The organism is Streptomyces sp. enrichment culture, assembly GCF_964272895.1.
GTDB lineage: Bacteria > Actinomycetota > Actinomycetes > Streptomycetales > Streptomycetaceae > Streptomyces.
Genome location: NZ_OZ186832.1, coordinates 210,217 through 229,268 on the forward strand (window position 1 = coordinate 210,217; position 19,052 = coordinate 229,268).

The 19,052-nt window shown below is 72.9% G+C and carries 12 protein-coding genes; 11 read left to right on the forward strand and 1 reads right to left on the reverse strand.

What is annotated here, in order from left to right; translation table 11 throughout:
• Nucleotides 1-146: 146 nt before the first annotated feature.
• From ACSU6M_RS00840 to ACSU6M_RS00850, 3 genes are all read left to right on the forward strand, one after another.
• Nucleotides 147-626, forward strand: a complete 480-nt coding sequence (locus tag ACSU6M_RS00840; protein ID WP_437066105.1) for a hypothetical protein — start codon at nt 147-149, stop codon at nt 624-626.
• On the forward strand, nt 626-3,166 hold the full coding sequence (locus ACSU6M_RS00845) for a hypothetical protein (RefSeq protein WP_437066106.1): 2,541 nt from the start codon (nt 626-628) through the stop codon (nt 3,164-3,166). The genes ACSU6M_RS00840 and ACSU6M_RS00845 overlap by 1 nt, the downstream gene beginning before the upstream one ends.
• Nucleotides 3,167-3,298: 132 nt before the next feature.
• On the forward strand, nt 3,299-4,333 hold the full coding sequence (locus tag ACSU6M_RS00850) for a hypothetical protein (RefSeq protein WP_437066108.1): 1,035 nt from the start codon (nt 3,299-3,301) through the stop codon (nt 4,331-4,333).
• A gap of 122 nt (nt 4,334-4,455) precedes the next feature.
• Here the strand turns inward: ACSU6M_RS00850 and ACSU6M_RS00855 are convergent, their stop codons facing one another.
• A complete protein-coding gene (locus ACSU6M_RS00855) occupies nt 4,456-5,034 on the reverse strand; it encodes a Type-2Aa cytolytic delta-endotoxin (protein WP_437066110.1) in 579 nt (192 codons plus the stop codon).
• 804 nt (nt 5,035-5,838) lie between these two features.
• On the opposite strand from ACSU6M_RS00855, the gene ACSU6M_RS00860 reads away from it, so the two are divergent.
• The 8 genes from ACSU6M_RS00860 (at nt 5,839) to ACSU6M_RS00895 (ending at nt 18,971) form a co-directional block, all read left to right on the forward strand.
• Nucleotides 5,839-7,326: a sugar transferase gene (locus tag ACSU6M_RS00860; RefSeq protein WP_437066112.1), complete on the forward strand. Its 1,488-nt coding sequence runs from the start codon at nt 5,839-5,841 to the stop codon at nt 7,324-7,326.
• Between the two features lie 67 nt (nt 7,327-7,393).
• The gene (locus tag ACSU6M_RS00865) at nt 7,394-8,710 is read left to right on the forward strand and encodes a nucleotide sugar dehydrogenase (protein WP_437066113.1); all 1,317 of its coding nucleotides are present in this window, start codon (nt 7,394-7,396) and stop codon (nt 8,708-8,710) included.
• Nucleotides 8,700-9,965 (forward strand): glycosyltransferase family 4 protein, encoded by a 1,266-nt coding sequence (locus ACSU6M_RS00870; RefSeq protein ID WP_437066114.1) that lies wholly within the window; start codon nt 8,700-8,702, stop codon nt 9,963-9,965. The genes ACSU6M_RS00865 and ACSU6M_RS00870 overlap by 11 nt, the downstream gene beginning before the upstream one ends.
• A complete protein-coding gene (locus tag ACSU6M_RS00875; protein ID WP_437066116.1) occupies nt 9,962-11,386 on the forward strand; it encodes a Wzz/FepE/Etk N-terminal domain-containing protein in 1,425 nt (474 codons plus the stop codon). The genes ACSU6M_RS00870 and ACSU6M_RS00875 overlap by 4 nt, the downstream gene beginning before the upstream one ends.
• Entirely contained in the window at nt 11,383-12,915 is a 1,533-nt protein-coding gene (locus tag ACSU6M_RS00880; protein ID WP_437066117.1) for a Wzz/FepE/Etk N-terminal domain-containing protein, read from the forward strand. The genes ACSU6M_RS00875 and ACSU6M_RS00880 overlap by 4 nt, the downstream gene beginning before the upstream one ends.
• Before the next feature lie 3 nt (nt 12,916-12,918).
• Complete coding sequence (gene asnB / locus ACSU6M_RS00885; RefSeq protein WP_437066119.1) at nt 12,919-14,832, forward strand: asparagine synthase (glutamine-hydrolyzing); 1,914 nt, start codon at nt 12,919-12,921, stop codon at nt 14,830-14,832.
• Between the two features lie 24 nt (nt 14,833-14,856).
• Nucleotides 14,857-17,031, forward strand: coding sequence for a bi-domain-containing oxidoreductase (locus ACSU6M_RS00890; protein ID WP_437066120.1), 2,175 nt, complete (start codon nt 14,857-14,859; stop codon nt 17,029-17,031).
• Entirely contained in the window at nt 17,028-18,971 is a 1,944-nt protein-coding gene (locus tag ACSU6M_RS00895; RefSeq protein WP_437066122.1) for an alginate lyase family protein, read from the forward strand. The genes ACSU6M_RS00890 and ACSU6M_RS00895 overlap by 4 nt, the downstream gene beginning before the upstream one ends.
• The last annotated feature ends 81 nt before the right edge of the window (nt 18,972-19,052 follow it).

Below are 19,052 nucleotides of genomic sequence, written 5' to 3' on the forward strand. Positions count from 1 at the left end.
CGTGGCGCAGAGGCGGGGCGCTGCTCGAGAGCAGGGATGTGACGGTCGGGGCGCCTGTGGTGGCGTACGGCCCTCCGGGGTCCCTGGTCCGTGGGAATCTCGGCGAAGGTCTCCCGGAGAGAGGGATTCTTCGGTATCTGTGAGGCATGCCGGAGCCCATCACGTTGGCCGCACTGTCGTTGACCGCCCTGCCTGTCGCCGCCTCCTTCCTGCTCGACCGGGTCGGGTATGTACTGGACCGGCGGCGGGAGGACAGGGATCTTCCGGTCGTACGGGAGCCCACGCCGCAGCAGTGGGACGAGCTGAGGGAGTTGCGGGGGACGCTGAGCGCGGTGGCGGCGCGGCCGGGGGCCGAGGTGCGCCAGGACGAGGAGGCGCTGGCGGCGATGGAGCGGGCGCGGACGCTGCTGGAGCACCTGCACGACCGGCAGATCGACTTCGAGGGAGAGCGCCGGGCGCCGGCCAAGTACCGGATCAGGTCGGTGATCGATGTCGACCGGCTCCACGAGGGGGCCACGGGGATCCGGCTGGGCAGGATGGGGTCGTCGGGGACCGTCGACTCGACCATCAAAGGGACGTCCGCGGACGGGCCCGTCGTCGGGGTGCACATCGACTCGCTCGACTGATGCACCGGGACCAGTTGCTCTTCGAGGACCTCCTTCAGGAGTACCTCGCCCACGACCTGGTCCCTCGGGACTGGCTCGTGGAGCGGGTCAGAGCGCTCCTCGGGGCGCCGCGGGTCCGGTTCGTCGTCGTCGAGGGAGTCGCCGGCACCGGCAAGAGCACCCTGCTGGCGTCCCTGGCACGGGAGCCGGGGATCAACGCGCGGTACTTCATCCGGCGGGACAGCATCACGCCGTTGTCCTCGGGTGACGGGCGGGCGTTCCTGGTCCGGGTGGGGCATCAGATCGCGGTGCTGCGGCCCGAGTTGATGGATCTGGACCTGTCCGTGAGCGCGACGATGGACATCGGCCGGGCCGACGATCTGGTCGGCGTCGAGATCGGCAGACTGGTCGTGTCGTCGTTCCGGCGCACCGCCTTCGAGGTCCGTCAGTCGGCCGGGACAGCCGGACGGGTGATCGCGGTGCGGATCGGGGAACTGGTCGACGACCTGTCCCGCACCAATCTGGCCGATCTGACCCGGCAGGCGCTGATCGAGCCGGCCGCCCGGCTGGCCGCGGCCGACCGGTCGGCCACGATCGTGCTGCTGATCGACGCGCTGGACGAGATCGGCGCGGCCACCAGCTGGACCACCGGCGAGGACTCGATCGTCGACTGGCTCACCGACTGCGGCGAACTGCCGGAGAACCTGCGGGTCGTGGTGACCACCCGCCCGGCGCCGCTGCGGCAGTTCTATCTGCGCCAGCGCGGCCGCTGCGCGCGCATCAGCCTGGACGAGCACCGCCGGCAGATCGAGGACGAGATCACCCGGTACGCCGATGCCGCACTGGCCCGCGCCGGGATCACCGGACGGCCCGGCCTGGGCCGGGAGGTGGCGCGCAAGGCCGACAACGTCTTCCTCTACGCCGTGCTGTGGGCCGGCACCCTGCCCGACCTGCTCGACCCGGAGAGCCTGCCCGACGGCCTGGACGACCTGTACGAGTATCTGCTGGGCCAGGCACGCCGCGCCGCGGGCCGCCGGGTGGCGGGCGCCAGGGCGGCGGAGGGCCGCTGGAAGGCGTACTACCAGCCGCTGCTGGCCACGCTCGCCATCGCCTTCACCCCGCTGCCGCCGCGTCTGCTGACCCGCTACCTCGGATTCCCCGCCCACGCGCCGGAGTTCCTGGCGGCCGTGCTGGAGGACCTCGGGCCGATCCTGCGGGCCGACGAGGACCGTGTGAGGTTCTGCCACGGCAGTCTGGCGGACTTCCTCACCGCCCCCTCCAGGCAGGAGTATTGGCGCGTGCAGCCTGCAACGAACCATCTCGACCTGGCACGCAGCCTGATCGGCCTGTACGGGCACGACTGGGAGTCCTGCGAGGACGTCTACGCCCTGACCTACACCGCACGGCATCTGGCCGCCGCCCTGGAGGAGGGCGAAGGCGAGGCCCTGGAGCCGCTCGTGGGCCTGCTGACCGGACTGCCGTTCGCCCGGGCCAAGGCCCGCCACCCCGATGTCGGGTTCGCCAGTCTGGTCACCGACTACATCGCCGCCTGGACGATCGCACCCGGTGCCCGCGACGAGGTGGCACGCGCCCTCGCCCGGCTCGTCATCGGCCTCGAAGCCCACGACCAGCTGCGCGACACCCTCGGCTACCGCCCCGACGGCAAGGACCTCCACGAGCGCGTCCTGACCCTGCTGGGCGACGAGGAACTGCTCCGCCGGCACGCCGCCCCCGAGCGCCAGCGGGCCCTCGCCGTGGTCGCCGCGCACGCCGAGTCGGCCCGCCTGCGGCGCCTGGGCGGCGCGGCCAACCTCGAACGAGCGGGCCGCATCCTGCGCCGTCTGGTCTCCCCCGGTGCGCTCGGCGACGAGGAACCGGCCAACCTCGCGGCGATCTACTACGACTTCGCCTACCTCGAATTCCTCCTCGGCGACGCCGAAGCGGCCCGCCGCTGGTTCCACCGCTCCCTCGAGGTCGACCGGCGCCGCGGCAACACCAAGGGCGAGCACATCACCACCAGCGCGCTGCGCCGGCTCGAGTTCCACCTCGGCGAGCTCGCACCCGCCGCCTACCGGGCCTTCCTGGACCGGGCCGAGACCTACTTCCGCGGCCTGGGAGCCGACGCCCAGGGCGAACGCTGGATCATGACCCTCACCTTCCACCGCCTGGAACTCGCCATCGCCACGGACGACCCCGACCTCGCCGTCGCCCAGCTCCAGGCGCTGGAGAACAACTCCTGGCTGCGCGCGTACGGCCGCACGGACGATCGCGCCCAGGACAACCTCATCACCGTCGCGCGCGCGAGAACCGAACTCGCCCGCCGCAACTGGGCCGACGCCATCCCCCTGTTCGAGCACCGCCTGGGCGCCGACCTCGACGGCGACCCCGACCACCGGGAGGAAATGGCCCGCGATCTGTACGACTACGCCACCGCCCTCGTCGGCGCCGGCCGCACCGACGACGCCCGGCGCGTCCTGGCCCTGGCGGCCGGACTGCCGGACGGCACCGGCGCCTGGCTGTGGAAGCCCCGCATCCGCGCGCTTCGGGAGACGCTGGGATAGGGCGGGTGTTCCACCGCTGTCCTACGGCCCCGGCACGATCGGGAACCGGTGCGCCCGTCAGGGCGTCCTCCTGGCCGACCGGGTGAACGACCCGGTCACGCAAGGGTCGTTGTCGCGACAGGGGGAGGAACGATGGACGTACCCGGCAACCGGCGGGGTGACGGGCCGCGGCTCGGGGCGCAGGAGCAGACGGCAGGGGTGGACCGGCGTGCGCTGCTGCGGGGTGTGGTGGCGGGAGCCGTGGCGGCGCCGGTCACCGGGTTGTGGACCGCGCAGACCGCGCACGCGGCGCCCGCGCCGTTCGACGTCCTGGTCGGGGACGTCACCTCCGGCACGATCTACCAGTTCGCTCGGAACAAGCCGTTCACCCGCGCCAATGTGAAGTGGTCCTTCAAGCCGTCCGGCGGCCACCCGATGGAGCACCGGGTCCGTGACACCGTCGCCGACGGCCGGATCCTGCTGATCGCGACCGGCACACGGGACGGCGGGGTGGCGAGCATCCGCCGCCGCAGCGACAACAAGCTGCTGTGGTCGGCGTCGCTGGGGACCTATCTGCACGCCATCGAACGGGCGCCCGGCACGGGTGTCGTGGTGGTGGCCGGCCGCAGCCGGGGACCCGCGCCGGGCGGCGACGGCGGTGCCACGCCGGGCGGCAAGATCTACGTCTACCGGCGCACCGGCAGCTCCAGCAGCACCCTGGTCAAGGCCCAGCAGTTCGACTTCCACCAGGCGCACGGCGTGCTGTGGGACCCTCACCTGGAACGCATGTGGATCATCGGCGGCAGCGTGCTCCAGGCGTACCGGATCGTGACCACCTCCACCTCGGCCAAGCTCGTCGCCGACCCGGAGCGCAAGATCAAGGTGACCCGGGGCCACGACCTCCAGCCGGACTACACCAGCCCCAACCGCCTGCTGTTCACCGACACCAACGGCGTCTACAGCTACGACAAGGCCGCCAAGAAGGTCACCGAGCTGTACGGCCGCCGCAAGGTGAAGTCCTTCGTCCGGCACGCCTCCGGCGAGGAGATGTGGACGGGCGCCTCCGACGGGGGCAGCGCCTTCGGCACGAAGTGGGTCCACTTCAACACGGCGGGCGCCCGCGCCCTGCAGATCGGCAGCAGTCCCGTGATCTACAAGGCGCGCATCGTCGACCCGGACTTCGTCTAGGCGCCGAAGCACCTCCCCCTGCCTCCCGTTCGGCGAGCGGGCGGTTCGGTCCATGAGGCAGGGGGGCCGGGGTCGGAGCGTAGGGCCGGGGTCGGAGCGTAGGGCCGGTTCGCGCTGTGGCGTCAGGCCGGGTGCGCGAGCTTCTGACGTACGACGATCGCGTTGAGCTGCACGGCGAACGGCGCGGTGTCGGTGAGGGCGAGGGTCCCCACGCGTTGCTTGGCGAAGCCCACGGTGACGTCGGTGCAGAAGGCCACCGCGTACAGGTAGGCGCCGGCTTCCGCGTCCTGGAGGGCGAAGAACAGATCGCGGTAGTAGCTGGTGCGGTCCGGTTCCTCCGCGTAGTAGGCCAGCCCCGGTTCGCCCTCCTGCGCGGCGAGGTCGGTGAAGGCGGCCACGAGGTCGCGCTCGATGGTGTCCCAGAACGTCGCCTGAGCCGCCTCCGGTGGCAGCGCCTGGCGGACCGCCTCCTTGAGGGACAGCACCATGACCAGCAAAGGCGCCTCCTCCTGGAGCCTCCAGCCGCGCACCACCTTGACGATGTCGCTGTCGGGGAGCAGAGCGGCGGCGTCGCGGATGTGCGCGAAGTCGTAGTTCACGGTGGCGGGCGCGATCGCCTCCTGGAAGGCGCGCTGGAGAGCTTCCGCCTGGTCCTGGTGCGCCTCTTCCACCACGGTGACGGTCCTGAAGCAGGCTGCCAACTCTCACTCCTTCAACAATTTGTTGCAGTGACGAGGCGACAGTATGCCTTGTGGTTCCTTCCATGAGAACGGGCGGCAGGCAGGTGTGACGCCCTGTCGGCGCCTGACACGACGCCGGTGCTCCGGGAGCGTGCCGACCCCCGCCCCCTTCCCGCGCTTAGGGGCGGTGGCGGAGGGGCCGGGCGGACCCGAACCGGCCCGCGCGGCGGAATTCGCCCCCTTCAGGCCCTCGGCGGCGACTCCCCCGCGAGCTGGGGATCACGTACTGACGGCATTTCAGGGCCGATGCATCTCCCTTAACTTACGCACCTCACGTCACACGCATTGGCGCAATAGGGCACACCTCCATGCCTTTTCAGCCAGGTCCGACCGGCCGGCCGCGTCGATTTGCCTCGGTCTTATCGAGCACCGAGCGATCATCGATCGATGGAACCAGTCCGAAATCCTGCACACGAATTACACACATCCCCTCTACACGCTGGCGCCGATGGTCTAGATTGACCGTGCTTCGGCTGCTCAGACACTGAGCGACGAGGAATGATCTTTGGTCCGGCGTTGCGGAAAAAAGACGACGAGGGGTTTCCGCGCGCCTTGAGGTCCAGGGGGACCTGTGCGTTCCGTGCCGCCGGACGGGGGCTCGCGTGGCGGCGCGGCAGCGGCACGAGGGGTCGAGGGCGGCGGGAGGCGGGGGCCTCCCGGTCGTGAGGGAGAGGATCAGCGCGGCGCCGGGAGGGACGGGGGTGCCTTCCGGGGCGAAACAGTGTGAGGCGACCACGTCGAACCACTGGTGACCTGGGGGGTCCTGTGCAACAGGGGGAACTAGTCGACCCGTTTTCGTCGGCGCGCGGGCGTCTGGCGAACCGACCGGGCAGACCGATCAGCCGGCCCGCGACCGACTGGGAACAGCGATATCGCCGTACCGTGATCGGCAGCGACACCGTGTGCACCGCCTTCGTGGTGGCGGCGATCGGAAATTTCTTCGGGTCGCGCGACGCGGCCAACTGGCATGAGAAGTGGGGAATTCTCGCTTTCGGCACCGAGCTGCTGGTACTGGGGTCGCTCGCTGTCAGCCGGGCCTGGGCGCCGGCCGTTCTCGGCCAGGGTGCCGAGGAATTCCGCCGGCTCGGACGCTCGCTGTTCACGGCGACCGTCGTGCTGGCGCTCGGCGGGATCGCGCTCACCTCACGCAATATCAAATTGTGGATCTTCGTCGCGATCCCCGCGATCGCGGTCGTCACCATGACCGCGCGGTATCTGCTGCGGCTCGGGCTGCACAAAGAACGCAAGGAAGGGCGCTGTCTGAGACCGGTGCTCGCCGCCGGGAGCCTGGCCACCGTCAGCGATCTGATCACCCGGACCCGCAAGTTCCCGCACCTCGGCTGGCGGGTGGACGCGGTGTGCACGACGGACGGTCCCGGAATCGACGGTGACCGGCTGGACGGGGTGCCGGTCGTCGGCCGGCTGGCGGACGTCGCGGTCCACGTCCGCCGCGACGGCTACCGTGTCGTCGCGATCACTCCGGACCCGCACTGGTCCCCGGACCGGCTGCAGCGGCTGGCGTGGAACCTCGAAGGCAGCGACGCCGAGATGGTCGTGGCACCCGTCCTGATGGAGGTGGCCGGCCCCCGGCTGCACGTCGACGCGGTGCTCGGGATCCCGCTGCTGCGGGTCAGCATGCCGACCTTCACCGGTGGCCGCCGGGCGGTCAAAGGGGTCGTCGACCGGGTGGGCGCGGCGGTCCTGCTGGTGCTGTTCGCGCCGCTGATGGCGCTCGTCGCGCTGCTTGTGACGGTGGACAGCCGGGGCGGGGCGTTCTACCGCCAGCGCAGGGTCGGCAAGGACGGCCGCGAGTTCACCATTCTCAAGTTCCGCACCATGGTCGTCGGGGCGGACCAGGCGCGTGCCGAGCTCGCCGACCGCAACGAGGGCGCCGGCCCGCTGTTCAAGCTCCGCAGGGATCCGCGGGTGACCCGGGTGGGCGCGGTGCTGCGCCGGTACTCGCTCGACGAGCTCCCGCAGCTGTTCAACGTACTCACCGGATCGATGTCGCTCGTCGGTCCGCGTCCTCCCCTGCCGGAGGAGTCCGCCGCGTACGGCCCCGACATCCGGCGGCGGCTGCTGGTCAAGCCCGGCCTCACCGGGCTGTGGCAGATCAGCGGACGCAGCGACCTGTCGTGGGAGGAGGCCGTCCGGCTGGACCTGCGGTACGTGGAGGACTGGTCGCTCGCACTCGACACGGTGATCTTGTGGAAGACGCTGCGGGCAGTCCTCCACGGGCAGGGGGCCTACTGATGCGCGGGGGGCGGCTGCCCAACGGTCCCGCAGGCCCAGGGGGCCTGCCTGGGGGGAGGAACGGGTCATGAGAGTCAGCGTTTTCGGCCTCGGCTACGTGGGCTGCGTGTCGGCCGCGTGCCTGGCCAGCATCGGTCACGAGGTCATCGGGGTGGACGTCAGCCAGGTCAAGGTCGACCTGGTCAACGACGGCAAGGCCCCGGTCGTCGAGGAGCGGATCGGGGAGCTGGTCGCCGAGGTCGTGCACAGCGGGGCGCTGCGCGCCACCACCGATGTGCGGGACGCGATCGCGGGCAGCGAGGTGTCGCTGGTCTGCGTGGGCACACCGTCGGAGCCCAACGGCAGCCTGTGCACCACGTACCTGGAACGGGTCACCGAGCAGATCGGTGCGGCGCTGGCCGAGCGGGGCGGGCGGCACACGGTCGTGTTCCGCAGCACCATGCTCCCCGGCACCTGTCTGAATCTGCTGGTGCCGATCCTGGAGAAGTACGTCGGCGGCACGGCCGGGGTGGACGTCGGGGTCGCGGTGAACCCGGAGTTCCTGCGTGAGGGCACGAGCGTGCGGGACTTCTTCGACCCGCCCAAGACCGTCATCGGCGAACTCGACGCGGCGAGCGGCGACGCGGTGGCGGCGCTGTACGCGGGGCTGCCCGGCGAGGTGTTCCGGGTGCCGGTGCCGACGGCCGAGGCCATCAAGTACGCGGACAACGCGTTCCACGGACTGAAGATCGGCTTCGCCAACGAGCTGGGCGCGGTGTGCCAGGCCCTCGGGGTGGACTCGCACCAGGTGATGGACGTGTTCCTGGCCGACCGCAAGCTGAACATCAGCCCCGCCTATCTGCGGCCCGGCTTCGCCTTCGGCGGCTCCTGCCTGCCCAAGGACCTGCGCAGCCTGGTCCACGCGGCGCAGCGGGCCGATGTCGCGGTGCCCATCCTCGCCCATGTGCTGCCCTCCAACGCCGAGCATCTGCGGCGCGCGGTGGAGCTGGTGGAGCGCACCGGCAAGCGCCGGGTCGGCCTGTTCGGGTTGTCCTTCAAGCCCGGCACCGACGACCTCCGCGAGAGCCCGCTCGTGGAGCTGGCGGAGCGGCTCTTCGGCAAGGGGTACGACCTGAAGATCCACGACGCCAACGTCAGCCTGTCCCGGCTGATCGGCGCGAACCGCGAGTACATCGAGACCCGGCTGCCGCACCTGGCGCAGCTGCTCGCGGACTCCGTCGAGGAGGTGCTGGAGCACGCCGAGGTGTGCCTGGTCGGCACCCGGGACCCGGCCGTCCTCGCGGCGCTGCCCCATGGCGGCGGACCGGTGATCGTCGACCTCATCCGCCTTCCCGACGCCGAGACGCGCCGGACCGAACCGGGGTACATGGGCCTTGCTTGGTGACGCGATCAGCGACGAGGGGTCGGGCCGGCGCGCGCTGATCCTGGTGGAGAACCTGTCGGTGCCGTTCGACCGGCGGGTGTGGCAGGAGTGCACGACCCTGCGCGACGCGGGCTGGGAGGTCCATGTCGTCTGTCCCCGCGGGGAGAAGCGGGACACCGAGCCGGAGGCGGTGATCGACGGGGTGCGGATCCACCGCTACCCGTTGCGCGCGGCCACCGGAGGGCCGGCCGGCTATCTGCGGGAGTACGCGACGGCGTTGTGGCACACGCTCCGGCTGGCCCGCACGGTCGGCCCGGTCGACGTGGTGCACGCCTGCAACCCGCCCGACCTGCTGTTCCTGCCCGCGCTGTGGCTGAAGCGGCGTGGCGCGCGCTTTGTGTTCGACCAGCACGACCTGGTGCCCGAGCTGTATCTCTCCCGCTTCGGGCGCGGCAAGGACCTGCTGTATCGCGCCGTGTGCGCGCTGGAGCGGCGGACCTACCGGGCCGCGGACATCGTGCTGGCCACGAACGAGAGCTACCGGGACGTGGCGGTGCGGCGCGGCGGGCGGCGGCCGGAGGAGGTGTTCGTGGTGCGCAGCGCGCCCCAGACCGATCGGTTCCGACCGGTGCCGCCGGAGCCGGAGTTGAAGCGGGGCAAGCCTCATCTGCTGTGCTACCTCGGTGTCATGGGCCCCCAGGACGGCGTCGACTACGCCCTGCGGGCCCTGGCGAAGCTGCGCGACGAGATCGGGCGGAGCGACTGGCACGCGGTGTTCGTCGGCGCGGGCGACGCCTTCGACGCGATGGTGGAGCTGTCCCGGCGGCTCGGGCTGACCGAGCAGGTGCAGTTCACCGGGCGCGTCCCGGACGCCGATCTGGTGCGCTACCTGTCCACCGCGGACGTGTGCCTCTCCCCCGACCCGCGCAATCCGCTCAACGACGTGTCGACCATGAACAAGGTCCTGGAGTACATGGCGATGGGCCGGCCGATCGTCTCGTTCGACCTCAAGGAGGCGCGGGTCTCCGCCGGTGAGGCCGCCGTCTACGCGCCCGCCAACGACGAGTCAGAGTTCGCCCGGCTCGTGGCGCTGCTCCTCGACGACCCGGAGCAGCGGGCCCGGATGGGCAAGATCGGCCAGGAGCGGATCGGCGGACCGCTGTCCTGGCGGAACTCGCAGGCGTCGCTGCTCGCCGCCTACGCCGCCGCGTGCCGTGGCCGCGCTCCGGTGGCGGCGGGCGATCCGGTCCGGGCACGAAGGAGACGGCGCCGTTGAGCGATGACACGATACGCCTGGTCACCATCGGGCGGATTCTCCGTCGGCGTCGGCGGCTGCTCGCCGTCGTCGCCGTGCTGGGCGCGCTCGTCGGCCTCGGCGTCTCCGCGGTGTTCTTCCCGCCGCGCTACACGACGTCGGCGTCGGTGCTGCTGCCGGGGGCGTGGGAGGAGCGCGAACTGGTGACCCAGGCGGAGATCGCGGCCAGTTCGGCGGTGGTCGACCGGGCGGCCGCCGCGCTCGGCTGGACCGACGTCGGCGCCGCCGAGCTGCGGGACCGGGTGAGCGCCGAGGCCGCCGACGGGAACATCGTCGAGATCTCGGGGACGGCCGAGACGCCCGAGCGCGCGCAGCGGCTCGCCGACCAGGTCGCCCAGCAGTTCGTGGCGTTCGCCGCGCGGATCGCCGGCGACGACACCGCCCCGGGCACGGCGGCGGGGCCCGAGGCGCTGCGGCGGAAGGTGGAGCAGACCAACCGCCTCATCACCGAACTGGCCGACGCGGCCGATCCGGGGCGGACCGTCGAGAGCGTGCAGGCCCGCACCGAGCTGGAGAAGCTGCGCACCGCGCTGTACGAGGCCATGAAGAAGCTGGACGAGGCCGACCCGGCGACCGCCAAGGCCGCCGGCATGGTCGTCATGGGCCCGGCGGCCCGGCCGGCCGGCGAGGCACCGCCGACGAGGGTGCACCTGGTCGTGGCCGGGGCGCTGTTGTCCGTCCTGGTCGCGGTCGTCTGCCATCTCACCGCCGCGCGGGTGAGCCGCCGGCTGCGCACCGAACCGGAGATCGCCGCGGCACTGGGGGCTGTGCTGCTGGGCACCGTGGACGTGCCGGGTGACCGGTCCGCGCGGTCGCACGGGGGCCACGGCGCCGCGGATGGGCCGGACGACCGGTCCGCGCGGTCGCGCGAAGGCCGTGGTGGGCGGGCCCGGTTGCGTCGGCTGCTGGGTGTCGACACGCCGTGGGACATCCCGGCCCGGCGGCCCTCCGGCGGCGAGTCCGGGGCGCGGATCCGCTACCGGCGGGTGTGTGCCCGGCTCCGCGAACAGCTGCCGGCTCCTCGGCGGCTGCTGGTGCTCGTACCGGAGGGTGACGAGATCGCCCGCCGGGCCGCCGGGCGGCTCGTCGCCGAGGCCGGGGGCGACCCGCTGCTGCGGGTGGTGGGGGTGTCGGTGTCCCGTCCGCTGGTACCGGACCGCGACGCCGAGTCCGGTGCCCTGGTGGTGCTCAGCGCGGGCCACTGGACCGCGGCGGAGCTCACCGGCATCGCCGAGGCGTGTGCGGACGCGGGGCACGAGGTCGTCGGGACCGTCGTCGCCGGTCTGGCCCTGGGCCGCCCCCCGCGGTCCGCCGTCCCTGCGCCGGACGACCCCGCTTCGGCGCTCGCGGTGCGCAGCGGGGCGACGGGAGGTTCGGCGTGACCACGAGCAGAACCGCGGAGTCGCCGGCTCCGCTGCTGGACCTCCAGGCACTGGTGGCCGCGGTGCGCAGGCGCCGCCGCCTGTGGGGCTCCCTGGCGCTGCTGGGGCTGCTGATCGGCGCGGCGGTGGCGATCCTGCTGCCGCCGCCCCCGAGCGCGACGACCAAGGTGCTGGTCGCGCACAAGGAGGACCAGCCGAACGACACCGGCACCCTGATCCGCACCGACGTCGAGCTGCTGCACACCACGCGGATCGCCGGCCAGGCCCTGAAGTCCCTCGGCTCTCGGGAGAAGCCGGAGGACTTCATGCGGGACTACCGCGGTACGGGGGTGACCAACAACCTGCTGCGGATCGATGTGTCCGGTGACAGCGACGCGGAGGCGGTGGCCCGGGCCGGGGCGCTGGCCGACGCGTTCGTCGCGGACCATGTGAAGCGGATGCGGGACGCCGCGAACGCCGAGGCCAAGGCCCTGCTCGACCAGCGCGACCGGATGCGCAAGGAGCTCGCCGAGGTCAACGAGGCGATCGGGGACGAATCCGCGCAGGGCGACCCGAGGGCGTCGGCGAACCTGGAGTCGCTGTTCGCCCGCCGGGCGGAACTCACCTCGCGCATCGCCGACTTCGACCAGCGCGCCGAGGAGGCGCGCATGGGCACTCCCGCCATCGTCGTGGGCACGCGGATCGTGGACGCCCCGCGCGCGATACGGCACTCCCTGCCCAGGTCCGTCGCCACCGACGCCGCGATCGGGCTCTTCCTCGGGCTCGCCCTCGGGCTCGCGGTGGCCGCGGTCGGCGCGGTGGTGGCGGACCGCCCCGTGCTGCGCCGGGACATCGCGGCGAACCTGGGCGCCTCGGTCCTCGGGGAACTGCCCCGCCGCTCGCCCGTGCTGTGGCGGCGCCGACGGGTGCGGGCGGACCGTACGCGGCTCACCGTGTCCCTGGCCCGCTCGGTGCGCGGCGCCGGGGGGCCGGTGTCGCTGCTGGAGCTGGGCTGTGCCCGTACCACCGGGGCGATCGCCCTCGACCTCGCGCGGGCGCTGGCGGCCGAAGGGCCGGTGGCCGTCGTCGACGGTCTGCCGGGCTCGCGGCTCGCGGGCCGCCGCCGCAGGCCGGGAGACCCGGCGGTGGTCGGCGCGGAGCGGGCCGCGGCCCTGCCGCACCAGGAGCGCCGCCTCGGCGTCGGCTCGGTGGCGCCCGGCACGGCGTGGACCGACCTCCCGCAGTTCGGCACCCGGACCGTGCTCGTCGTGCGGGCGGGGCACGGCAGCGCGGCATGGCTGCACACGGTGGCGCGGCAGCTCGCGGACCAGCGCATCGAGGTGATCGGTGTGGTGCTGATCGACCCCGATCCGCGTGACCGCACCGACGGCACGCTGTGGGACGGGCCGCGCACCGCCCTGCGCGGATACGGCCGGCGTACGGCCCGGCACAACGGTGGGGGCACCTCCCACGCCGCCGAGGCAGTGGCGGAGGGCCGGCTGCCGATGTGGGCCGCACCGGTCCCGGACAGCGACCAGGAGGCACGGTAGGACATGTGTGGCATCGCAGGCACGTACCGATGGCCGGACGGCAAGGTCCTCACCGACCGGCTCACCGACGCCCTCGCCCACCGCGGCCCCGACGGGTCCGGCCGCTACAGCCACGGCGCCGGTGACGGCGAGGTGCACCTCGGGCACCGCAGGCTGGCCATCGTCGACCTGTCCGAGACCGGCGCCCAGCCGATGGTCAGGGACGGCCTCGTTCTGACGTACAACGGCGAGCTGTACAACGCGCCCGAGCTGCGCGAGGAGCTGGCGACCGCCGGGGTGCGCTTTCGCGGGACCTCCGACACCGAGGTGCTCCTGGAGGCGTGGCGGCGCTGGGGCACCGGCTGTCTGCCCCGGCTGCGCGGCATGTTCGCGTTCGGGGTCTTCGACGAGCGCACCGGCGAACTGGTGCTCGTCCGCGACCAGTTGGGCATCAAGCCGCTGTTCCTGCTGCGGCGCGGCGAGGGGCTGGTGTTCGCCTCCGAGCTCAAGGCGCTCGCGCACGCGACCGGCGGGTCGCTGGAGGTGGATCACGCGGCGCTGGTGGCCTCGCTGCTGTACTACTGGGTGCCGGACTCGCGCTGCGCGGTGCGCGGGGCGGAGAAGCTGCCGCCGGGGACGTGGCTGCGGTGCCGGCCCGACGGCCGGGTGGAGCGCGGCCGGTACTGGAACCTGAAGGACGTCGCCGCCGAGGCGCGCGGCGGTGAGCCACCGGATCTCGCCGCCGTCGTCGAGGAGTCCACCCGGCGTCATCTGCTCTCCGACGTGCCCGTGGCCACGTTCCTGTCCGGCGGGCTGGACTCCAGCTATCTGACCGCGCTGGCGGCCCGCGACCGGCCCGGCATCTCCGCCTACACGATCGGGTTCCGCGCCGAGGACGCCCGGTTCGAAGCGATGCCGGACGACCTGCGGTACGCCCGCCAGGTGGCCGAGCGGTTCGGCGTCGATCTGCACGAGATCGAGATCGCCCCGGACGTGCTCGACCTGCTGCCGCGGATGACGTACCACCTGGACGAGCCGATCGGCGACCCGGCCGCGATCAACACGTTCCTGATCTGCTCGGCCGCGCGGGAGGCCGGGGTCAAGGTGATGCTGTCGGGGATGGGGGCCGACGAGCTGTTCGCCGGGTACCGCAAGCACCTGGCCAACCTGCTGGCGCTGCGCTACCAGCGCGTCCCGCGGCCCCTGCGGCGCGGGGTGTCGGCGGCCGTGGACCGGCTGCCGGTGGCGACCTCCCGCCGCGGCCTGCGGTCGGTGCGCTTCGCGAAGCGGTTCCTGTCCTTCGCCGGGCTGCCGGAGGAGACGGCGTTCCGGCGCAGTTACACCCTGTACGACCGGCAGGAGCTGCTCGCCCTGGTCGACCCGGACCTGGCCGGCACGGTCGACGACGTGCTGACCGAGCACGCGGACGTCTACCGGGACAACGACCTGGACGACTTCGTCAACCGCATGTGCCTGGCCGACGCCCGGATGTTCCTGCCGGGCCTGAACCTCGCCTACACGGACCGCTCGAGCATGGCCGCGTCGACCGAGGTGCGGGTGCCGTACGTGGACGTGGACGTGGTCAGGGCGGCGTTCGCCGTGCCCGGTGACCGCAAGATCGTCGGACGGCAGGGCAAGGCCGTGCTCAAGGAGGCGGCCGCGTCGGTCCTGCCCCGCGAGATCGTCTACCGGCCCAAGGGCCTGTTCAGCGCCCCGCTGCGGGCCTGGATGAGCCGGGATCTGGCCCCGCTGGTGCGCGAGGTGGTCGACGACGGCGTTCTCGTGCGCTCCGGGTTCCTGCGCCGCGACGCCCTGCGGCGGCTGGTCGCCGAGGACGCCGCCGGGCAACGGGACTTCTCCAAGCATCTGTGGCACGTGCTGACCCTCGAGTACTGGTACCGCGGCGCGACCTCCGGGTCCGGCCGGACCCCTTCCTGACGGCGTAGAGACAAGAGGACTTCGGTGAAACAGGTTGTGCAGAACTACAAGAGCGGCGAACTGGCGCTGCTCGACGTGCCGGCGCCGGGGTGCAAGCCGGGAGGTGTGCTGGTCAGGAGCGCCTACTCGCTGATCTCCACCGGGACCGAGCTGATGAAGGTGTCCGAGGCCGGCATGTCGATGGTGGGCAAGGCCCGCTCGCGGCCGGACCAGGTGGCCAAGGTCATGCAGAGCGTGGCCACCAACGGGGTGCCGGCCACGTACCGCAAGGTGATGGGCAAGCTGGACTCCTACACGCCGCTGGGCTACTCGCTGTGCGGGGTGGTCGAGCAGGTCGGCGCCGGGATCGACGATGTGGCCGTCGGTGACGTCGTGGCGTGCGCGGGGAACGAGCACGCGCTGCACGCCGAGGTGAACTGGGTGCCCAAGCACCTGTACGTCAAGGTGCCGGACGGTCTGGCGCCGCGGCACGCGGCCTTCGGCACCGTCGGGTCGATCGCGCTGCAGGGCGTCCGCCAGGGCGAGCCGCAGCTCGGCGAGGTGGCGCTGGTGATCGGCCTCGGGCTGATCGGGCAGCTGGTGGTGCAGTTGCTCGCCGCCTCGGGGGTGCGGGTGGTCGGGGCCGACCCCGACCCGGTGCGCTGCGAACTCGCCGAGCGTCTGGGCGCGGTGGCCTGCGGGGACCCCGGGTCCGCCGCCGTGGAGGCCGCGGTCGCCGCCCTCACCGACGGCCACGGCGTGGACCAGACGTATCTGGCCGCCGGCGGCGGCAGCAACGAACCCGTCGAGCTGGCCGCCCGGTTGAGCCGAGACCGCGGGCGGGTCGTCGACATCGGCAAGTGCCGCCTCGACCTGCCGTGGAACGCGTACTACGAGAAGGAGCTCGACGTCCGCTTCTCCCGTTCGTACGGTCCGGGGCGCTACGACCCGTCGTACGAGCTGGAGGGCCGGGACTACCCGATCGGCTATGTGCGCTGGACCGAGCGCCGCAACCTGGCGTGCTTCCTCGATCTCCTCGCCCGCGGCAGCGTCGACGTGGAGCCGCTGATCTCCCGCATCGCCGACTTCGACGACGCCGTCGAGACGTACCGGAGCCTGAAGGACGGCGAGCTGAAGGCCGTGGCCGTGCTGTTCCGCTACCCCGGCCGGCGGGCCGAGGCGGCGGCCCCGGCGGTGGCCGTACCCGCGGTGGGCGTCCGGCGGAGTCCGGCGCGGCCCGTGCGGACGCCGGTGCGGCTGGCGTTCGTCGGCGCGGGGAACTACGCCACGTCGATGCTGCTGCCGCACCTGGCCGGGCGTGACGGTGTGCAGCTGTCCACGGTCGTCACCACGACCGCGCTGTCCGCGGCCAACGCGCAGCGCAAGTTCGGTTTCGCCGGCGCGACCACCGATCTGGACGCGGTGCTCGGCGACACATCCGTCGACGCGGTGTTCGTGGTCACCCGGCACAGCTCGCACGCCGAACTGACCCGCAAGGCGCTGCTGGCGGGCAAGACCGTGTTCGTGGAGAAGCCGCTGGCCCTGACCGAGGACGAACTGGCCGGCGTCCTCCAGGCGGTCGAGGAGTCCGGCAACGACCGGCTCCAGGTGGGCTTCAACCGACGGTTCGCGCCGCTGCTGGGGGAGGCCAGGCAGCGGTTCGGCGCCCGGAGCCGTCCGGCGAGTCTGCGCTACCTGGTCAACGCGGGCCGCCTCCAGCACGGCAGCTGGTACCTCCAGCAGGGCACCGAGGGCTCGCGGTTCGCCGGTGAGGGCGGCCACTTCATCGACACGGCGAGCTGGCTGATCGACGCCGACCCGGTCTCGGTGTACGCCGTCGGCACGCCCGGCACCGAGGACCTCCAGGTCGTCCTGCGCTACCCGGACGGGTCGACGGCCACCCTCAGCTACGTCACCACCGGCGCGCCCGGCTTCCCCAAGGAGACCCTGGACCTGGTCGCGGACGGCAAGGTGCTGCGGCTCGACGACTTCGTCCGCGCCTCGGTGTACGGCCGCAAGCGGTGGGTCAGTTCGCGGCTGCCGCAGGCACGGGACAAGGGGCAGAACGCCGAACTGGCCGCGTTCGTCAAGGCCGTCCGCACCGGCGGGCCGATGCCCGTGCCGCTGGAGTCCCTGGTCGCGACGACGGCGGCCACCCTCGCCGTGCAGACGAGTACGGCGAGCGGGGCGCCCGTGACGCTGGCGAGGTCGGCGCGATGACGATGAGCGCGGGCTGGTATCTGCGGCGGCTGTCCCGGATGGGGCCGCGGGAGGTCGCGGGCCGGGTGGGCGACACCGTGCGCAGACGCCGGTGGCGGTCGGCGCCGCCCGTGTGCCCCGGCGTGACCGGCGCCCGGTTCGCCGCGGCCCTGCCCGCGGGGGCGCTCGACGCGGTGCCGCCGGACGCCGTGAAGCGTCTGGTCGCCGAGGCGGACCGGCTGATGGCCGGGCACGCCGAGTTCTTCGGGGTGGGGCGCGACGACCTGGCCGACCCTGACTGGTGGTACGACCCGAAGACCGGGCGCCGGGCTCCGTCGGGCTACGCCTTCGACGTGCCGTACCGCGACGAGGACACGGTCGGGGACGTCAAGCAGATCTGGGAGCTGTCCCGGCACCAGTACCTCACCGTGCTCGCCGCCGCCTACGCGCTCACCGGGGACGAGCGGTACGCCGAGCGGGTGGCCGGGCATCTGCGGTCGTGGTGGTCGGCCAACGCGCCGCTGCGCGGGGTGCACTGGACCAGCGGCATCGAGCTGGGGATCCGGCTGCTGTCCTGGGTGTGGATCCGCCGGCTGCTCGACGGGTGGCCGGGCGCCGGGGAGCTGTTCGAGGGCAACCCGGTGGCGGTGCGGCAGATCTGGCACCACCAGCGCTGGCTGGCGGCCTTCCCCAGCCGGGGGTCGTCGGCGAACAACCACGTCGTCGCCGAGGCCGCCGGACAGTTCGCGGCGGCCTGCGCGTTCGGCTGGTTCCCGTCCTCGGCGCGCTGGCGGGCCGAGGCGCTGCGGTCGCTGGAGCGGCATCTGCGCCACAACACCTTCCCCTCCGGCCTCAACCGTGAGCTGGCCACCGAGTACCACGGGCTGGTGCTGGAGCTCGGCCTGGCCGCGGTGGCCGAGGCGGACGCCGCCGGTGTCGCGGTGCCCGTGTCGGTCCGGCTGGTGCTGCTGCGGATGACCGACGCGCTCGCGGCCGTCGTCGACAACCGGCTGCGGCCGCCGCGCCAGGGCGACGCGGACGACGGGCACGGCCTGGTCCTGGACGGGACGGGCACCGACCGCTGGGGCTCGCTGCTGGCCACCGGGGACGCGGTGTTCGGCCGGCTCCCCTGGTGGCCGGAGGTGACCAGCACCGACGTACGCACCCCGCTGCTGGCCGCGCTCGTCCGGCCCACCGCGCTGTCCGTGCGCCGCCCGGCGACCCGGCCGGCCCACTTCGCCGACGCGGGGCTGACCGTCCTGCGCGGACCGGGAGAGATCTGGGCCCGCTGCGACGGCGGTCCGCACGGCTTCCTGTCCATCGCCGCCCACGCCCACGCGGACGCGCTGTCGGTGGAGGTCCGGCACGACGGGGTCGATGTGCTCGCCGACCCGGGGACGTACTGCTACCACGGGCAGCCCGAGTGGCGGCGGTACTTCCGGTCGACCCTCGGCCACAACACCCTGCAACTGGACGGCGCCGACCAGTCCGTCTCCGGCGGCCCGTTCCTGTGGACCCGGCACGCCCGCAGCCGCGTCCTGGTCGCGGACGCCTCCACCACGGGGGTGGCCCGCTGGTGTGCCGAGCACGACGGCTACCGGCCCTGCGTGCACCGCCGCCGGGTGGAGCTGACGGCCGCGAGCCGGGAGCTGCGGGTGGTCGACGAGGTGCGCGGCCCGCGCCGGGCGGCGCGGTTGGCGTTCCACCTCGGCCCGGAGGTCTCCGCTGAGCTGGTGGGCAACCGGGCACGGCTCAGCTGGACGCGGGACGGCGAGGTCCGCTCCGCGGTGCTGGACCTGCCCGGGCAGCTGTCCTGGCGCGCGCATCGCGGTGAGACCGATCCGCCGCTGGGCTGGTACTCCGCCGGGTTCGGGCGCAAGGAACCCGCCACCACGCTGGTCGGTACCGGCTTCGTCGAGGGTGCCGACGAGTTCACCACCGTGCTCGGGTTCCACGGCTAGGGGGGCGCGTGGGGTCGAAGAGGCGGCAGAGGGCGTGGGCGGCGGCACGGCGGTGGCCGGCCCCGCGGCGACCGTGGGCGG